13 protein-coding genes and 1 tRNA gene are annotated in these 17,260 nt (G+C 44.2%); 5 read left to right on the top strand and 9 right to left on the bottom strand.

What is annotated here, in order from left to right; translation table 11 throughout:
• Positions 1-16: 16 nt before the first annotated feature.
• From dctA to gap, 3 genes are all read right to left on the bottom strand, one after another.
• Complete coding sequence (gene dctA, locus K1Y79_RS28850; RefSeq protein WP_220253702.1) at positions 17-1,273, bottom strand: C4-dicarboxylate transporter DctA; 1,257 nt, start codon at positions 1,271-1,273, stop codon at positions 17-19.
• Positions 1,274-1,357: 84 nt separating this feature from the next.
• Complete coding sequence (locus tag K1Y79_RS28845) at positions 1,358-2,554, bottom strand: phosphoglycerate kinase (RefSeq protein WP_220253701.1); 1,197 nt, start codon at positions 2,552-2,554, stop codon at positions 1,358-1,360.
• Positions 2,555-2,674: 120 nt separating this feature from the next.
• Positions 2,675-3,691, bottom strand: a complete 1,017-nt coding sequence (gap, locus tag K1Y79_RS28840) for a type I glyceraldehyde-3-phosphate dehydrogenase (RefSeq protein ID WP_220253700.1) — start codon at positions 3,689-3,691, stop codon at positions 2,675-2,677.
• 171 nt (positions 3,692-3,862) lie between these two features.
• Here gap and K1Y79_RS28835 point away from each other — a divergent pair.
• Positions 3,863-3,937 (top strand) — tRNA-Glu (locus K1Y79_RS28835).
• Positions 3,938-4,348: 411 nt separating this feature from the next.
• Positions 4,349-5,233, top strand: coding sequence for a hypothetical protein (locus K1Y79_RS28830; protein WP_220253699.1), 885 nt, complete (start codon positions 4,349-4,351; stop codon positions 5,231-5,233).
• 122 nt (positions 5,234-5,355) lie between these two features.
• Here the strand turns inward: K1Y79_RS28830 and K1Y79_RS28825 are convergent, their stop codons facing one another.
• The 4 genes from K1Y79_RS28825 to K1Y79_RS28810 all read right to left on the bottom strand — a co-directional run bounded on the left by K1Y79_RS28825 (position 5,356) and on the right by K1Y79_RS28810 (position 10,166).
• A complete protein-coding gene (locus tag K1Y79_RS28825; RefSeq protein ID WP_220253698.1) occupies positions 5,356-6,138 on the bottom strand; it encodes a hypothetical protein in 783 nt (260 codons plus the stop codon).
• Positions 6,139-6,285: 147 nt separating this feature from the next.
• Complete coding sequence (locus tag K1Y79_RS28820) at positions 6,286-6,798, bottom strand: hypothetical protein (RefSeq protein ID WP_220253697.1); 513 nt, start codon at positions 6,796-6,798, stop codon at positions 6,286-6,288.
• 96 nt (positions 6,799-6,894) lie between these two features.
• The gene (locus K1Y79_RS28815; RefSeq protein WP_220253696.1) at positions 6,895-7,851 is read right to left on the bottom strand and encodes a hypothetical protein; all 957 of its coding nucleotides are present in this window, start codon (positions 7,849-7,851) and stop codon (positions 6,895-6,897) included.
• The gene (locus K1Y79_RS28810) at positions 7,848-10,166 is read right to left on the bottom strand and encodes a hypothetical protein (RefSeq protein ID WP_220253695.1); all 2,319 of its coding nucleotides are present in this window, start codon (positions 10,164-10,166) and stop codon (positions 7,848-7,850) included. The genes K1Y79_RS28815 and K1Y79_RS28810 overlap by 4 nt, the downstream gene beginning before the upstream one ends.
• A 340-nt stretch (positions 10,167-10,506) precedes the next feature.
• On the opposite strand from K1Y79_RS28810, the gene K1Y79_RS28805 reads away from it, so the two are divergent.
• The gene (locus K1Y79_RS28805) at positions 10,507-13,494 is read left to right on the top strand and encodes a glycoside hydrolase family 9 protein (RefSeq protein WP_220253694.1); all 2,988 of its coding nucleotides are present in this window, start codon (positions 10,507-10,509) and stop codon (positions 13,492-13,494) included.
• A gap of 79 nt (positions 13,495-13,573) precedes the next feature.
• Here the strand turns inward: K1Y79_RS28805 and K1Y79_RS28800 are convergent, their stop codons facing one another.
• Positions 13,574-14,221 carry a sterol desaturase family protein gene (locus K1Y79_RS28800; protein ID WP_236059926.1) on the bottom strand — a complete coding sequence of 216 codons (648 nt, stop codon included), beginning with the start codon at positions 14,219-14,221 and terminating at the stop codon, positions 13,574-13,576.
• A 537-nt stretch (positions 14,222-14,758) separates the two neighbouring features.
• The gene (locus K1Y79_RS28795; protein ID WP_236059925.1) at positions 14,759-15,526 is read right to left on the bottom strand and encodes a type 1 glutamine amidotransferase domain-containing protein; all 768 of its coding nucleotides are present in this window, start codon (positions 15,524-15,526) and stop codon (positions 14,759-14,761) included.
• Positions 15,527-15,646: 120 nt separating this feature from the next.
• Between K1Y79_RS28795 and K1Y79_RS28790 the strand changes: the two genes are divergently transcribed.
• Together K1Y79_RS28790 and K1Y79_RS28785 are read left to right on the top strand one after the other, a co-directional pair.
• Complete coding sequence (locus tag K1Y79_RS28790) at positions 15,647-16,210, top strand: Crp/Fnr family transcriptional regulator (RefSeq protein ID WP_220253691.1); 564 nt, start codon at positions 15,647-15,649, stop codon at positions 16,208-16,210.
• 181 nt (positions 16,211-16,391) lie between these two features.
• The gene (locus tag K1Y79_RS28785) at positions 16,392-17,177 is read left to right on the top strand and encodes a glycoside hydrolase family 16 protein (protein ID WP_220253690.1); all 786 of its coding nucleotides are present in this window, start codon (positions 16,392-16,394) and stop codon (positions 17,175-17,177) included.
• Positions 17,178-17,260: the final 83 nt, after the last annotated feature.

The following is a 17,260-nucleotide window of genomic DNA, read 5'->3' as shown; positions in this document are numbered from 1 at the left end:
CAAGTTGGTGAAAGCATTAAAGTGATTTTTGCTGTTTACCGGTAGCTGCCAGATATTTCCCGAGATCAAATGCATTCTCGCTTTTCGCCATAACAATCGTCGCTACGCCATTGCCTATAAGGTTAGTGATGGCACGTGCCTCAGACATAAACCTGTCTACCCCTATCAGAATGCCTAGTCCTTCCAGTGGAATTACTTTCATGGCTGTCAGGGTAGACGTTAGTACGATGAATCCGCTGCCGGTAATACCCGCGGCTCCTTTTGAGGTGACCATCAATATACCGATAATCGTTAGCTGCTGTCCGAGGTCCAAAGGTACTTTAGAAAGCTGAGCCAGGAATATCACTGCCATAGAAAGATAAATACTTGTTCCATCCAGGTTAAAAGAATACCCTGCAGGAACGACCAATCCTACGACCTGACGGGCGCAACCCAGTTGCTCAAGTTTTTCCATCATACCTGGCAAAGCAGATTCAGAGGAAGAGGTACCGAGTACGATCAGCAGTTCATTGCGGATGAATACCAGGTATTTCCAGAGACTAAATTCGTATTTCCATGCGATGAGGCCCAGCACTACAAAGATGAAGAGGAACATGGTCAGGTATACACAACCTAACAGTTTGAGCATGGGGTATAGTGCCGTAAGTCCGAAGTTACCTACGGTGTATACCATTCCGCCAAATGCGCCGAGGGGGGCGAGACGCATAATGAATTTCAGGATATTGAAAAAGACCTGGGACAGCTTGTCGAAGGTGAGCAAGAGTGAAGCGCCATGGTCTTTCATCTTGGTAAGTCCGTATCCGAAGAGGACAGCGAAGACCAGTACCTGGATAATATCTCCTTTAGCAAAGGAATCTACAACATTTGAAGGAACGATGTGCATGAGGAACTCAGACCAGCTGAATCCGGCAGCCTGTTGTTTATATTTGGTGACCTCTGCCGCATTTACATTCCGGGCCACCATACCGTATCCAGGTTTTAAGAGGTTAGCGACGAGCAGACCTATAACGATGGCGAGGGTAGTCACGATCTCGAAATAGAGCAGGGCTTTTCCTCCTACGCGGCCCACCTTCTTCATATCACCCATACGAGCGATACCCAGTACGATAGTCAGGAAGATAATAGGGGCGATGAGCATCTTGATCAGATTAATAAAGATCTCGCTCATCATTTTACCGGTAGGGGCGGCAGATGGGAAGAGGGCGCCGGTAATGATACCAAGAAAGATAGCTACAACAACCTGGAAATAGAGATGGCGGAAAAGTTTACTCATACTATCAAGATACAAAAAAACGCTTAACACTGCATACGGGAAAGCATGCAGCGTTAAGCGTCTTAATATAGTATGGAGTACCGCTTAGCCTTTGATAGCGGAGATACCAGGAAGGGTTTTACCTTCAAAGAACTCCAGCATAGCGCCACCGCCGGTAGAGACATAGCTTACTTTTTCAGCCAGGCCGAACTGGTTAACAGCAGCTACGGAGTCACCACCACCTACCAGGGAGAATGCACCCTGTGAAGTAGCGTTAACGATAGCGTCAGCAACAGATTTGGTACCGTTCTGGAAAGCTTTCATTTCGAATACGCCCATAGGACCATTCCAGAGGATTGTTTTGGATTGCAGGATTGTTTCGCTGAATAATGCAACGGATTTTTCTCCTATATCCAGTCCCATCCAACCGGAAGGGATATTATCGTTGCTAACGATCTGGGTGTTGGCATCAGCGGCAAATTTATCAGCAGCTACTGAGTCAACAGGCAGGATGAGTGCTACGCCTTTAGCTTTAGCTTTAGAGAGCAGTTCCAGGGCCAGGTCGAGTTTATCATTTTCGCAGAGGGAGTTACCGATCTCTTTACCCTGTGCTTTGAGGAAGGTGTAAGCCATACCACCACCGATGATGATGTTATTTGCTTTTTCCATCAGGTTTTCGATGATCAGGATCTTGTCGCTTACTTTAGCACCACCGAGGATAGCGGTGAAAGGTTTACCGGCACCATTGAGTACTTTTTCAGCGTTGCTTACTTCAGCTTCCATCAGGAGACCGAACATGCGTTTGTCAGCGGAGAAGAACTCAGCGATAACAGCGGTAGAAGCGTGTGCACGGTGAGCGGTACCGAAGGCATCGTTCACGTATACGTCACCAAGTTTAGATAATTTTTCAGCGAAGGCTTTATCACCTTTTTCTTCTTCTTTATGGAAGCGCAGGTTTTCGAGCAGGAGCACTTCGCCGGCCTGCAGGTTAGCGGCTGCTTCTTCAGCTACCGGACCGATGCACTCTTCAGCGAATTTCACTGTAGCGCCATCCAGCAATTTCACGAGGTGGTATACCAGGTGTTTCAGGGAGTACTTGTCTATAGGGCCATCTTTCGGGCGGCCGAGGTGAGACATCAGGATTACGCTACCGCCATCTTTCAGGATCTTTTTGATAGTTGGTACAGCAGCGGTCATGCGGGTATCATCAGTGATCTCAAATTTATCATTAAGCGGCACGTTGAAATCTACGCGCACTACAGCTTTAAGGCCGCTGAAATTGAAGTCGGAGAATTGACTCATTATGCAAGTTGTTTAAAAGTGGAGAAGTATGCTGGAAAGTAAAACGTAAATGGTGAACAGTGAACGGAACTCAGTGAGCACCATTTACCATTCACCATTTACAGATATAGCCTTAATAGCTTATTTGTTGATCAGACCGGCGAAGTACTTAACGGTACGAACCAGCTGAGACACGTAGCTCATTTCGTTATCATACCAGGATACGGTTTTCACCAGTTGTTTGTCGCCAACAGAAACGATTTTAGTCTGAGTAGCATCGAACAGGGAACCGTAGTTGATACCAACGATATCAGTGCTTACGATTTCATCTTCAGTATAACCGAAGGATTCGTTAGCAGCAGCTTTCATTGCGGCATTAACTTCTTCTACGGATGTTTTCTTTTTCAGTACAGAAACCAGTTCAGTCAGGGAACCAGTGATTGTTGGAACACGCTGTGCGTTACCGTCCAGTTTACCTTTCAGGGAAGGCAGTACCAGACCGATTGCTTTAGCGGCACCGGTGCTGTTAGGAACGATGTTAGCAGCTGCAGCACGTGCACGGCGCAGGTCGCCTTTTGGATGAGGAGCATCCAGGGTGTTCTGGTCGTTGGTGTAAGCGTGGATGGTAGTCATAGTACCGAGTTCGATACCGAAGGTATCATCCAGTACTTTCGCCATTGGTGCCAGACAGTTAGTAGTACATGAAGCGCAGGAGATGATAGTTTCGCTACCATCGAGGATATCATGGTTTACGTTGAAAACAACTGTTTTCAGGTCGCCGGTTGCAGGAGCAGAGATTACAACTCTTTTAGCGCCTGCAGTCAGGTGAGCTGCTGCTTTATCTTTGTCTGCAAAGAAACCTGTAGATTCAATCACCACATCAATACCATGCTCTTTCCAGGGAATTTGTGAAGGATCTCTCTGTGCGTATATTTTTACCTCGTTACCGTCAACGGTGATGGCATTATCAGAATGTTTAACTTCTGAATCGAAGCGACCTTGTGCAGAATCGTACTTCAACAGGTGAGCTAATACAGCGGGACTTGTAAGGTCATTAATAGCTACCACGTCTATACCTGGCATCTTGTAGATCTGACGGTATACTAAGCGGCCGATACGACCGAAACCATTAATACCGATTTTAAGAGTAGTTCCCATTTTACACTGAGTTTGTTGAGATTGAAAAAAATTGAGTAGCGAATTTACAAGCTATAGCGGGATAAAGCAATATAAATTTAAGTTAAGCAAATTTTTTTTGGAAATATGAAAATACCGCTTACCTTTGCAATCCCTTAAGCATGGTGATCATGTCAAAGGGACAAAAGATTAGCCGCGTTGGTCAATCGGCTAAGACGCCTCCCTTTCACGGAGGAATGACGGGTTCGACTCCCGTACGCGGTACCAAAGATGACGGAGATAGTACGAAAGTATTATCTCCGTTTTTCTTTTGAGGTAATTCGTGCGACAGTTGGGCGATGGAGAGGAAGACGGATCAAGTTGAAAACTTGGGATCAAGTTGAAAACTTGAGGGATTAGATTAAAAGCTGTTGTTGTGCTATAAATCAATACTTTGGATCAGAATTACCGCCAGTGAATAGAATTAACCCTCCTTATAAGATTCACGATTCTCTTCCTTCTCTTCTGCAAGTATCAAATGGAGAGGCTTCTACTTATCCTGTCACTGTTTCATTTACTCCAGGAAAAATGTATTCCTATACAGGAGCCGGAAATGTGATCATGGAACTCTTGCTTTAATATATATTCATAACATTTTTATTTAAATTGTACCCGCCACAACTTAGATTATTACTAATTATGACTGAAAATAATAGCCCAGTAATTTCCCAAGAATGGGTAACAATAAAAACCCTTAAAACAGTTAGTGGAGCTGCCCTTTGCTGTTGGTTAACAACAATTTTCTTTGATCTGGTTTGCTTTACACCGATTGCCAACATCAGGATTCGCTCATTACTTATCTTAATTATAACAGCCCTAAGTTGCATAGGCTTAGCTATCTATAAAGTTTCTTCCTTGGGAGGAAAAAAAACTAAAATCAGATGGATGCTTGTCATTCCAAATGCCATGCTGATATACATACACGCTTTAGGGTTTCATGTTGAAAGTAAAGAACTTGCCATGAGAGCAAATGCGAGCGATGCGAAAAAAGAGGTAAATACCCAAGCTAACGTACTATCAGTTTTTAGTTTCCTTGCAAAACAGACATCGTGGATTCCCAATAAAGAACTGATAAATAAAACAAGAATTTTTAATCAAGAACAGCAGCGACTAAAGAATGCTAATAAGGTATTAGAAGATTCAATCAGGCATTTTAATAATAGTAGCCATATCATTCAAACAATCACTCCAAAGCTGAATATCAATGATCAAGACAGTGCAATGTATTATCTCAAACTGTATAATAATTGCGTAAAAACTAATACTGCCTTACAAGGAAGAATAGATTCCATAGCATCAATGACAAGTATGCTGAAAAGCATTAACTATAAGAGAGATGAAAATAAAGACTCTCTTCTTATCAGAAAGATTGAAGAAAAGAATATGCTAATAAATAAATGGAACCGGCTAATGAAGGGCAGTAATATGGCCTACCAAAATGCCGAAGTAGAAAGAATAATCAACTGGCATATGTCTGATGAAAACTATTACCGAAAATTATTTAGTCCGATACAGCTACAATAATCTGCTGCGCTTCTAAGACCTGCTTTCCTGCTGTTTCTGGAATCTAAAAAAGCAAATAGCGGACATCCTCATTAAGAATGCCCGCTATCAGCTTATCAAAAGATCGTAGAGACTCCTATAAATTAGTATGCAAAGAATCTTGTCAGTATTCTGCCTTCTGTCAGTGATACTGATTTAATCAACTGCTTTTTGTCATTATAGGTGTATACATACACGTCAAGTATGGTTCCAGATGTTGCACCTGATACCAGATTTTTATTAAAGTAGTGCTCTACATCTGCGAGATCGTAATACCCCATGCGAGCAAACATATTCAACAACACAAACGGCTTAAATACATTCTCGTGGGCTGTATAAGTCAGCGTAGTTTCTTTCTTCAGGACATTATCAGCAGCGTATCGCTTAATGTTAGTGATGTTACCATCGGTCACTTCATAATTGCTAATGCTGCTTAATGAAGGCGCGCCACCATCACCGACGTTCTGATAGAATCTCGACTGTGAAATAACCCCGTCTTTGTAGGTAAATTCATATCTATATCTGTAACCACCTCCGCTGTAAACAATTGCGTTCAGCTGATTGCCTTCATTGTAGCTGAAGTTGATCGTGGATCCTCCGGCAAAAGGGCCTTCTTCTACTATTGATTCCAGCTGACCAGCGGCATTATATACGCTCTTGTATCCTGTCTCGAAGGAGCTGTCGTAAACATACTCGATGCGCTGCTGTGCGTCGTATTTCACACCATAAATGGTATCCCTACCTGGCTCAACGCCTTGTTGCATTCTAACAAACAGGCTACTCCCGGTAACTTCAGGCTCCGTTTTAGTTTCCTCATCTTTACTACATGCCGTAAAGGCCGTCATCGCCGACAATAATAACAGCGACGCTAACAATTTCATTTTCATGGTATAGGTTTATATCTATCGCAAAGATATATTAACAAATGCCATATAACTCTACACCTCTAAAATCTATTTGCGCCCCCCAAACAACAGCATACCAAATCGTCAGTGAAGACGTCAACTTCAGCCCAGACTATCTTCACGAAATGACTACCGCTCAATATACTTTATCCTGATACCCGTGAAACAATCATCAGTACATGCCTTGGACACATATCCGCATAGCGATATCATACCGCTGTTCTGGGTCTCAAAATAGGTATTCGCATCCTCTCTCTTTTTCAGTAAATCATTCTTTGCCAGCGCGTATATTTCATCTAATGTGAGTGATTCAGCACCTTCTGAATGTGAGTTCAGATCAGATGTATCCTCTCTCCACATAGAGCGTATTTCCAGCTGACCATTAGCATCCTGCCTTGCCAACGCAAGAAAAGAACGCCCGGTCACTTTGCCGTCTGTTACAACGATGGTAGTCTCCGTACTATGCCCCGACCAACTAACAGTATTCACCATGTATTGATAGGAATTGCCAGCAGCTGACTTAAAGCGATTCCAGGCTTTCTCACTTTTGGAAAAGGCATTGTCAAACTCGATATCCTTTTTACAGGCTACAAACAACGTAGAGATTAACATTAAAACAATTGGGTAAAAATTGAATTTCATACACAATATAGGTTTATCTTAGAACGGAAAAATACCCTCAAAAGTTACACTTTATACCCATAATTTTCGACACTTCCTACCCTTCCTGCTATAGCGCTATTTATTGCCAGGAAGGCCTGCCGGATCAATATTTCCCAGGTTATACACAGGCTCGCCATAATACTGCTCTAATACTGCTATTTCACGCATACCCAGCAAACGAACTGTAGGCTGCATCACCTGACGCGCGGCCGGATACCCTTTTGTATAATCACGCACTTGCCTGATCTCATAAAAATGCCTGGCATTGCTATCTCCAGTCTCAGCAGCCTTGTTGCTATAATAGATGATCTCCAGGTAGTCAAACGGGAATTGCTCCAATGTCTTTACTACAAATCTACCTGGTGTTCCATGGGTAATAGCTGCACATACAGGCATGATATATACCGTGGTATCCTGCTTGATAAGGAAACGCTCAACCGGACGAACTCCGTACTGCGCTAACCGGACCTCCGGGATCATCGATGACCCGAATATATACCAGCTGCCATTAATACGATCCTGGAAGAAATTCCCACTCAGATACCTGAAAATATCCCTCCCTTCATCATAGTATACCAGAAAACGCTCATCATGGGGGAAGAAACTGTTGTAGCTGTCATATTTCTTCGATGATAAGGTATCCCTCAGCTTGCCCTTGTAAGGCCGGTACGTATAGTCTGTAGCAAACCTGTTATCCCACTTGGTAACGATATAATAGTGAGGTATCGGGTTGTGCTCAGGCCACCTGGATACCTGCATCAATAACTCCGGCCTCTCAAAGACTTCAGGATCCTCAAATAAGATCCATGCCGGATCCCTGAATATAGTCTGCCCGTCTACCTGCCTCAGGATCTTGTCTGACGCGGTCAGTGATGGATTATAATCAACCCTGTATTGCAAAATAGCGTCATTTACCTTGGATATGATGTACTTTGACAGGCTGTCAGGTACCCGCTCCCTTAAAACCCGTTGTCCGAACAAGCAGGTATTGCTTACCATCAGGCATAGCAATATTGTTAATATTCTCGTCATGGTACTGGTGTTCCTTGCGTTTGAGGTATATATTTCGTTTGTTCATCACAAGTGGCAGTATCTTCAGGATTGTTGACCTCATGCCCATCATCCTGACTGCAACGGCTTGTTCCGAACTTATAACCGTATTTTGACTGTTTACTACGGATGACATGCCACTTCAACACCGAATGGTAATGCTGGGCAGTGTAATACAGATGTACCATTTCGTGCGCTGTAATACTCGTAAATCTATGCTCCATCGTTACCGGATGTGTTGCATCCATCAATAGTATACCATTATAGTTCAGATAAAGCAATTTCTTACTGTTGATGATCTTGCAGTACGATGTTATTACTCCTGCATCATCCGGAATAAGTTCATAACAGTCGTTCAAATCTGCATCCTTTAACGTGCCGGCCTCTATCAATTTACGGATCCTGCCAGACATCTTCTGATCTGTATTTCTCAGCCTGTCCAGAATAAGATTAGCCGCATCCTGTATGGCTGGTGATTTATCGACAGCTGCGTTCAGCAATGACTGCCGGTCATTACCATATAACCTGACAACAAGCGTCGCGTCTTCTATAATACCTCTTTTGTTAGTTTTTATATTGATGACATCAAGATAGTCTGATTTGTAATTTAAAGCGATCTGCTTATCTGCAAAGCCCATCAAAACTTTCTTTGCATCGCTGGATGGCCTTGCCAGCAAAGGATCATTACCTGGAAGTATATAAGACTGGATCCTTGCATTATTGCTGATAAAATACCTGGAAAGATCTTTGTTCTTCTCGTCTATCTTTTTCAAGGCATCTTCAAAATAGTATTTTGCAGTAGAGCGATCACTCGCCGGCAGCTTACTCAGATCTACATTGGCAAAAGAGAACTCAATTTCCTTCTGCTGAGGCCTGTTGTACGCAAACTTAATTGTATTGACATTTTCGCCCTCAGCCACTTTCACAGCTATATCGTTAACGCCATTTTTGATGGTCACGGTAGCATGCTCCGCATTGACATACTTTTCACCATCAGCAGACCACAGAGAGGTAGTCACTAACTTTTCTTCACCAGATACCGTCCTGAAAAGATAAAGCTCCACTACGTCACCTATTTCCAAAGTAGCTTTTCCATTCTCCTCTCCTATCACCTTTCCAAAATCTATACGTACTGGTTGCTGCCCCCTGATAGATGCTTTCAGAAACAGTTTACTGCTATTGTACGCAAACTTGATATCAAAAGACTTTGTCAGTGTTGCAGGATCTTTCGTACTATACGCTTTTGCCACATAGGCTTTTCCTATATCAGAACTAATCTTCATAATATTGTCTCCGTCCCTGAGCTTGTATATCTCTTTGCCGTCCGCCGTTTCGTTGAAGGCTGTAAAGATAAACCTGGAATCCTGGGCACTAACGGTTGGCATCGGGTCGCCATTGAGTGTCCAGGTTCTGCTGGCGTCATTCAGAAATACTGCTTCCATCTCTGCATCTTTATTACGCTTGAAGGCATACGATATTACAGCTGTATTAAACTGGAAGTTATCATCTTTGACTACATAATTCTCAGGCGCAGGCAATAGATCGTAAAGACCCTTTATATTCGCCATAATACTCTTTTTCAGTGCATCCATCTCCGCCTGTTTCAACACCAGTGAAGGATCTATATGAAGGTACCCGGTTCCCTCTACAATCATGATTATAACAGGACTTCCCCAAGGGTAATCAATATGTGCTTCTGTATTGGGGGTCTTCTCTGCCGCCGCAGTCAACAACGTTATATACTCGTTCAGGTACTTATCGTTCTCACCCAATGATAAGTCATTGAAATTTAGCACACTGACGGGAGTACATCCAGCAATCGCATTTTCCACCGCTGCTGTAATACCTTTTCCAAAAATAAACTGACGCTTACTCAGGTGCTGTATAACAGCTTTACCCTCATTGGCTGGGGCTTTCTGTCCACTCGTTACAACTATATTATCCAGTATCAGAATGGTCTTTTCCTTATCCGGTAACGCTTCAAATTCAGCGTTAGCCTTCTTCAGATTCTCTTCTACCTGCTTGCTTAGTGCATCCTGCAGATAATTTTGATTCGCAGCTATATCTCCATCAACCAATTGTGCAGGAGTAGCGTCTTTCACCTCTTGTACAGGTGGTAACACCAGCTGTAATGCCGGCCGGTATATAATTTTATAAGATTTGCTGACGGCGGATAGCGACTTTTGAGCTGCTTCCAAGTTCTTTGCTGAATATACCTGCACCAGATCATTGGCAGGCGCTTGTCCTGACGCGGCCTGTACCAGGACTATTAAAAAGACTAATAAGTAGAACTTCATAGGTTAAACGCGCATCTTCAGGCATAAAGGGATAAGCTGTAAATATATGTAAAATAAAAAACATATAATAAAGGCTCCCGTAAAGTGAGTCCAAATTAGCCATGTAAAATGGACTAAAAATGTTTTTTACACCTGTTTCTCTTCAGATATAATACGTTAGAAAAAACCGTGCTCCATATGTCTCTGAGGTGCTTGGATATCGCATTTAATTCATGTAAACTTGCAGTACCATATCAATTCAACATTAGAAGCACACAACCTAAACAACCCATTATATCTATTTAAGGCCCGATTCTCTATCTCATTGGTCCCTTACTTTTTTTACTTTAAACGGTATACGATGAAAACCAGATTTTCCCTCATGAGAACAAGAGGCGGCGGAAAACTATGCCTGCCTGTGTTCCTAACCATCCTGATGATGGTTTCCCTCAGACAAACCAAAGCACAAAGCTACAATTATGCGGAAGTGCTCCAGAAGTCCATGTTCTTTTACGAAGCCCAGCGATCGGGCGCTTTACCTGCTGATAATCGCGTTACCTGGCGTGGTAATTCCGCTCTCAATGATGGCAGTGATGTAGGTAAGAACCTTACCGGCGGATGGTATGACGCCGGTGACCACGTTAAGTTCAACTTCCCGATGGCATTCTCTGCTACTGTACTTGCCTGGGGCGCTATTGACTATCCCGCCGGATACAATACTTCCGGTCAGATGAGATACCTGAAAAGCAATCTCCGGTTTGTAAATGACTACTTCATCCGCTGCCATACTGCTCCTAATGAGCTGTACGGACAAGTCGGCAACGGAGGTACAGATCATGCCTGGTGGGGATCTGCCGAAGTAATGGCAATGGCCCGTCCTGCATACAAAATTGATCAGGCACACCCTGGCTCAGAACTGGCTGCAGAAACAGCGGCTGCAATGGCGGCTGCCAGCATGATATTTAAAACGGACGACCCATCTTACAGCGCTACGCTACTGACGCATGCCATCCAGTTGTATAACTTTGCAGATAACTACCGTGGTATCTACACCAGCGCTATAACGGATGCTGCCAGTTACTACCAATCCTTCAGCGGTTACAATGATGAACTGGTATGGGGCGCCATCTGGCTGTACCGCGCTACCGGCGATGCGGCATGGCTCACAAAAGCAGAAACCTACTATGCAAATCTGTCTACAGAGCCGCAATCTACTATCAAGTCCTTCAAATGGGGACTGGCCTGGGATGATAAATCCTACGGGTGTTATGCCCTGCTGGCAAAACTGACTGGGAAAGCGCAGTACAAGCAGGATATAGAAAGACACCTTGACTACTGGACAGATGGCTATAGCGGACAACGTATCAGTTATACACCCGGCGGACTTGCCTTCCTCGATACCTGGGGCGCACTGAGATATGCAATTAATACCAGCTTTGTCGCTGCTTATTACAGCGATGCAGCCACTACTGCCGCCAAAGCAGCTAAGTATACTTCTTTTGCTAATTCGCAGATGAGTTATGCCTTAGGTAATAATCCCAATAACCGTAGCTATGTATGCGGTTTTGGCGTTAATCCTCCTACTAAACCACACCACCGCACTGCCCATGGTTGTTGGTCAAATAACCTGAACGGTCCCCCCACTGAATCCCGCCATATTCTGTATGGTGCACTGGTTGGTGGACCTGGACGTGATGATTCCTATACAGACGATCGTGGCAATTATGTAAATAATGAAGTGGCGTGTGACTATAATGCAGCTTTCTCCGGATTGCTGTCTAAAATGATTCAGGATCATGGCGGTACTCCGCTGACCAACTTCCCTGTACCGGAGACGCCTACCGGCGAGTTTCTGATAGAGGCGAAAATTAATGGCAGCGGACCTACCTATACAGAATGGTCTGTATGGGTCAATAATCACACGGCATGGCCTTCCCGTATTGCTTCCAAACATGCCTACCGCCTGTTCATCGATATTACTGAAGGTCTGAATGCCGGTTACAGGCCATCGGACTATGTAATATCTTCCAACAATGCAGAAGTTACATTTACCCCCCTGCAGCAATGGAATACTTCGTCAAGTATCTATTATACAGAGGTTACTTACAATCCCACAATTAAGATATGGCCTGGTGGTCAGGGTGAGTCCAGAAAGGAATCACAGATCCGTATCCGCCTGCCATATGAAGCCAGCGCCAGTGCCTGGAATGCAACTAACGACTGGTCATCACAGGGAGTAGATGGCAATCTGAAAGTGGTCAATAATATCCCGCTGTATGTAGACAATGTACTGGTATTTGGTAATACACCAACGCCTACGCAGGTTGTAAGAGTTACCGGTGTAGATGTGGTACCTGCTATTGATACACTAAACATCAATACTACGCTGCAACTCACTGCTACAATAGCGCCATCCAACGCGACCAATAAAGCCGTAACCTGGACTTCCGGTACGCCGGCAAGGGCCACGGTGAGCAGTACCGGGGTAGTAACCGCATTAACCGCAGGACGTGTTGTAATCACAGCTACTACTGCAGATGGCAGCTTCCGGGATAGCAGCATACTATATGTATCCAATGTAGTGGCACCAAAACGGTACACCATCACGACAGCAGTTTCAGGTACCGGCTCAGTGTCGCTCAGCCCTGCCGGCGGTACGTATACCGAAGGTACGGTAGTAAGCGCAACGGCTACTCCTGGCAATGGATACCGTTTCAGCAACTGGAGCGGCAGTATCACGGATACACTGAATCCGGTGAACGTGACGGTTAACAGCAACCTGTCTCTTACAGCCAACTTCATACAGGATGCTAATCAGGGTAGCTGTGACAACCCTTCTCCTGCTACATTACCATTTAAGAAAGAAGGTGTAGGAGAGTTCTGTTATGTAATATCAGGTAACATTTCGTTTGTAAACTCATGGAACCTGAGCAAACTCGAAATAAATGGTGTAGACTTTACAAATACCTGGTCTAACAATCTGCCGCCGAAGGTAAATGGCCAATATTACATCCACTATGTCGGTTCGTATGGCTGGTCTCACTTTGAGGCAAATGGTGCAGCGACAGCAGCAAGATCAGCGGGCGGCAGCGTGGTTGACAAGCAGACAAATGCCATTTTCCCTAATCCGGTAACGCAGCATCAATTCACTGTGCGTGTGTCTGATCCATCTATCAGCAATGTAATTGTAACATTGACAGATATGTCGGGCAGGGTAATGCTGAGAAAAGTAGTGAAGGCAAATGAAACTATCAGCCTCTCAGATGCTATTCCAAGCGGCATTTACAATGTAGATGTAAGTACAAAGACGAAAAAGATAATGAGTTCCAAACTCCTGATTCAGCAGTAGAAAAAACGATAAGTTAAAAGACAAAAGGCTTTTGCAGTATTGCAGAAGCCTTTTGTCTTTCAGCCTGTATTCATAGCGACTATTTGTATGTCTTAAACAACCGGTCCCATATACTGGTATAGAAACCAAAGTTGTAGTTAATATCCTGGTGATGCTGATGGTGAAATGTAGAAGTACCCAGGTATCTGACAATCGGCAGATTACGTACCTGTACGGGGAGCGGCTCTACTCCCAGATGCCCTGCTAATCCGAAGATGACATTTACCGTCAGATAGATCATGACAGCATAAAAATTGAAAGGGTACACTACCAGCAACAGCAGCCATAGAGCACCAAAGCCGATAGTTTCTACGGGGTGCAGTACAAACAGATCTATAGGAGAAGGGTCTGTATATGCATGGTGTAGCTGATGTACTGCCTTATACAAAAAGGTCTTGTGAATAGTGAGGTGGAATAGAAACATCAACAGATCCATCCCTATAAACAGCAACAAAAAATCGGGCAGGACCTGCCAGGACCATACCGTCGTAATATGGATGATGTGATGTTTCCACATCCAGAATCCGGCGTATGTAATGACGGTATTCAGTATATTAGTAATAATACACATCGTCCATTCTGCGGAAGTAGGCGTATCTTTGTGAAAGAAGCGACCTATCAGCAGAATACTACAGGTGATCAGTAGATTTTCTACAAGGAAAAGAAGCCACAATGCCCATATTGGCATGTGTAACAGATAGTTAAGTAAGTATTCGATATTCACGGCCTCATAAATGTACCACTAAGGTACAAAAGTAAAAAGCCACCTTTTCGGATGACTTTTTACTAAAGGTTTATACCGGGCTGGTTCGCCGTTTGTTTATTATTTCATTGTTTCAGGTCCACGTCTTGTTCGTCGCTTGGCCGTCCCTTGTTCGAAGCTAGTACTATCTGTACTCCTCTCAGCGTATTCCTTTTCCTGTTTCAAGTCCACGTCTTGTTCGTCGCTTGGCCGTCCCTTGTTCGAAGCTAGTACTATCTGTACTCCCCTCAGCATATTCCTTTTCCTCTTTCAAGTCTACGTCTTGTTCGTCGCTTGGCCGTCCCTTGTTCGAAGCTAGTACTATCTGTACTCCCCTCAGCGTATTCCTTTTCCTGCCTCAAGTCCACGTCTTGTTCGTCGTTTGGCCGTCCCTTGTTCGAAGCTAGTACTCCCGCTTTTCGTAAGATGCACATCTGGACGACATCATCGTTTTGAAGTTCCGGGCCGTGCCGGAATACCGGTTTATTTTGCAGATAGTGCTGTTAGCAACTTCTGTACAGTAGGCGCTGCAGATGCCGGATTCTGTCCGGTAATCAACAAGCCGTCCTGAACGGCGAATGGCCCCCAGGGCGTTTCACTTTTAACGAATTTACCACCGCGTTCTTTCAGCATATCTTCCAGGAGAAAGGGCGTCACGTTGACAGTCTGACCGTCCTGCTCTTCTTTATTAGAGTAGCCGGTAACGGTTTTACCATTGACGAGGTAAGCGCCGGACTTTGTCTTTACGTTCTTCAAGACTGCGGGTGCGTGACATACAAATGCTACTGGTTTCTGTTGCTCAACGAAAGCCTCAATTAAGGTGATAGACTTAGCATTATCTGGCAAGTCCCACATAGGACCATGGCCGCCGGGATAGAATACCGCGTCAAAATCTTTGGCGTTGACTGCACTTAATTTTACGGTATTGTTTAATACGGATTGTGCTGCAGCGTCGCCAAGGAATTTTCTGGCGGAAGCCGTCAGGTAATCCGGCGTAGTGCTTTTAGGATCGATAGGCGCTTTACCTCCGGCGGGAGATGCAATTACGAGTTCGATACCTTTTTCTTTCAATTCGTAGTAAGGTGTTGCAAATTCTTCCAGCCAGAGTCCCATTGGCGTACCATCCTTCATTGCGGAAAATGAGGTAACGACTATCAGGACTTTCTTGTTTTTTTGTCCGAACGCAGTTGCTGTTTGTAGTACCAGTACGGATATCAGGGCCAGTAATATCGGGACATATCTGCTCTTCATTTTCATATTTATTTTTTTACAAAGCTAGGTTTAGATGGTACCTTGCGCAAAGGACCTACCTCACGGATTTGCTGTGATGTAGATCACTTTACATATTCCATCTGGGTTTAACTGACTTTTATGTATCCGGCACTGAGAAAACATTTTGCGGAACTGGCCGAGCTGACGGACGAAGAGTATATGCGTATTGCGGCTTGCTTTCGTGAGAAGCGGTTTAAAAAGCACTCTATCATACTGCAACCGGGAGACACGGTCAATCATGAATATTTTGTAATTAAGGGGCTATTAAAAACCTTTTTGGTAGATGATAATGGCAAAGAGCATATTCTTCAGTTTTCGATGGAGAACTGGTGGGCATCTGATTATCAGGCATTACATAATGACACTCCGTCGTCCTTTACCATTCAGTGCCTGGAGAATGTAGAGTTGTTATACATCTCATATGATGACAGGAAGCGTTTATGTAATGAGATCTGGCAGTATGAGCGTTTCTGCCGGTTGAAGGTGACGGCAGGCTTTATCAGTATGCAAAGCAGGGTGATGGCCTTATTGAAGAATGATGCACAATCGAGGTATCAGCAGTTATTAAACCAGTATCCTACCCTTTTTCAGCGTGTACCCAAAGCGCTTATAGCCGCATATCTGGGCGTAACCCGGGAGACGCTTAGCAGGTTACATATGTAAGTTGCAGATAAGCAGATATTTGAAAATCAGATGGCTGATATGTGTCGTATTCAGGTAAAGAATTTATGCCGGTATACTAATAAACCGGGAAAATTTCTGTAATTTTTATCAAAGTATGGTGATCTCTGAATTGTCATACTACGAAAAGCCCTCATTTTTCCTTAAAATAACCCGTTATTCTATGCAAAAACTCACAATGCTGATTGCCATCCTGGCCATATTCAGCAGTTGCGCAAAAGAGGCAGTCCGCTCGACTGCCCCATCCACTACCGGTGTGGATAATGCTGGTGCCAGAAAGGCCGCCGCAGTAAGTACCATCAATTTTAGTGGCTACACCTGGCAGGTAAGAGATGAATCCGGCTCATCAGGACCTGGTCCCAACTATTGGAGTGGCGCTTCTAACAGTGTATGGGTGGACAGTAATGGTCGCCTGCATCTGAAGATCCGGAGAGACGCTGCCACCGGCAGATGGGTATGCGCTGAAGTATACTCTAACCAGACATTCGGATACGGCACCTATGTATGGAAAATAGAAGGTGCTGTGGATAAACTGGACCGGAACATCGTACTGGGATTGTTTAATTACAAATCAGGCGATAACGGCCATCATGAAGTAGACATTGAATTTGCCCGTTGGGGTAATGATGCATGGCCTAACTACAATTATACGGTATACCCTGCCACCGGCTCGGGCAACGTATCACAGACGTATGAACTGGCCCTGAATGGCACCTATACATCCTATAAATTCGTAAGAACGGCAACATCCGTATCGTATAAAGGGTATCACGGCCACAATCTGATCGAAGCCAATTCCTTCTTTCCCTGGACGACACCTGCAGGCTTTAATGTAAGTACATTATCCCTGCCGGTTCACATGAACCTATGGTTATATGGTGGCAGTGCACCGTCTAACGGACAGGAAGTTGAAATCATTATACACTCATTCTCATTTACGGCAGCGTAGATGACGTAAGTCTTGTAATGGAGAGGGTTACGCCAGGAAGGTTTCTACCTTCTGGTTAACCCTTTTCTTATATCATTATTGTA

Source organism: Chitinophaga rhizophila (assembly GCF_019492185.1).
In the GTDB taxonomy this organism is placed as follows: Bacteria; Bacteroidota; Bacteroidia; order Chitinophagales; family Chitinophagaceae; genus Chitinophaga; species Chitinophaga rhizophila.
This window is presented reverse-complemented; position numbering and strand designations above follow the sequence as displayed.

Bases quoted from the DNA above. Each gene is read 5' to 3' on its own strand.
- dctA (WP_220253702.1), bottom strand. From the start codon at position 1,273: ATGAGTAAACTTTTCCGCCATCTCTATTTCCAGGTTGTTGTAGCTATC.
- K1Y79_RS28845 (WP_220253701.1), bottom strand. From the start codon at position 2,554: ATGAGTCAATTCTCCGACTTCAATTTCAGCGGCCTTAAAGCTGTAGTG.
- gap (WP_220253700.1), bottom strand. From the start codon at position 3,691: ATGGGAACTACTCTTAAAATCGGTATTAATGGTTTCGGTCGTATCGGC.
- K1Y79_RS28830 (WP_220253699.1), top strand. From the start codon at position 4,349: ATGACTGAAAATAATAGCCCAGTAATTTCCCAAGAATGGGTAACAATA.
- K1Y79_RS28825 (WP_220253698.1), bottom strand. From the start codon at position 6,138: ATGAAAATGAAATTGTTAGCGTCGCTGTTATTATTGTCGGCGATGACG.
- K1Y79_RS28820 (WP_220253697.1), bottom strand. From the start codon at position 6,798: ATGAAATTCAATTTTTACCCAATTGTTTTAATGTTAATCTCTACGTTG.
- K1Y79_RS28815 (WP_220253696.1), bottom strand. From the start codon at position 7,851: ATGACGAGAATATTAACAATATTGCTATGCCTGATGGTAAGCAATACC.
- K1Y79_RS28810 (WP_220253695.1), bottom strand. From the start codon at position 10,166: ATGAAGTTCTACTTATTAGTCTTTTTAATAGTCCTGGTACAGGCCGCG.
- K1Y79_RS28805 (WP_220253694.1), top strand. From the start codon at position 10,507: ATGAAAACCAGATTTTCCCTCATGAGAACAAGAGGCGGCGGAAAACTA.
- K1Y79_RS28800 (WP_236059926.1), bottom strand. From the start codon at position 14,221: ATGCCAATATGGGCATTGTGGCTTCTTTTCCTTGTAGAAAATCTACTG.
- K1Y79_RS28795 (WP_236059925.1), bottom strand. From the start codon at position 15,526: ATGAAGAGCAGATATGTCCCGATATTACTGGCCCTGATATCCGTACTG.
- K1Y79_RS28790 (WP_220253691.1), top strand. From the start codon at position 15,647: ATGTATCCGGCACTGAGAAAACATTTTGCGGAACTGGCCGAGCTGACG.
- K1Y79_RS28785 (WP_220253690.1), top strand. From the start codon at position 16,392: ATGCAAAAACTCACAATGCTGATTGCCATCCTGGCCATATTCAGCAGT.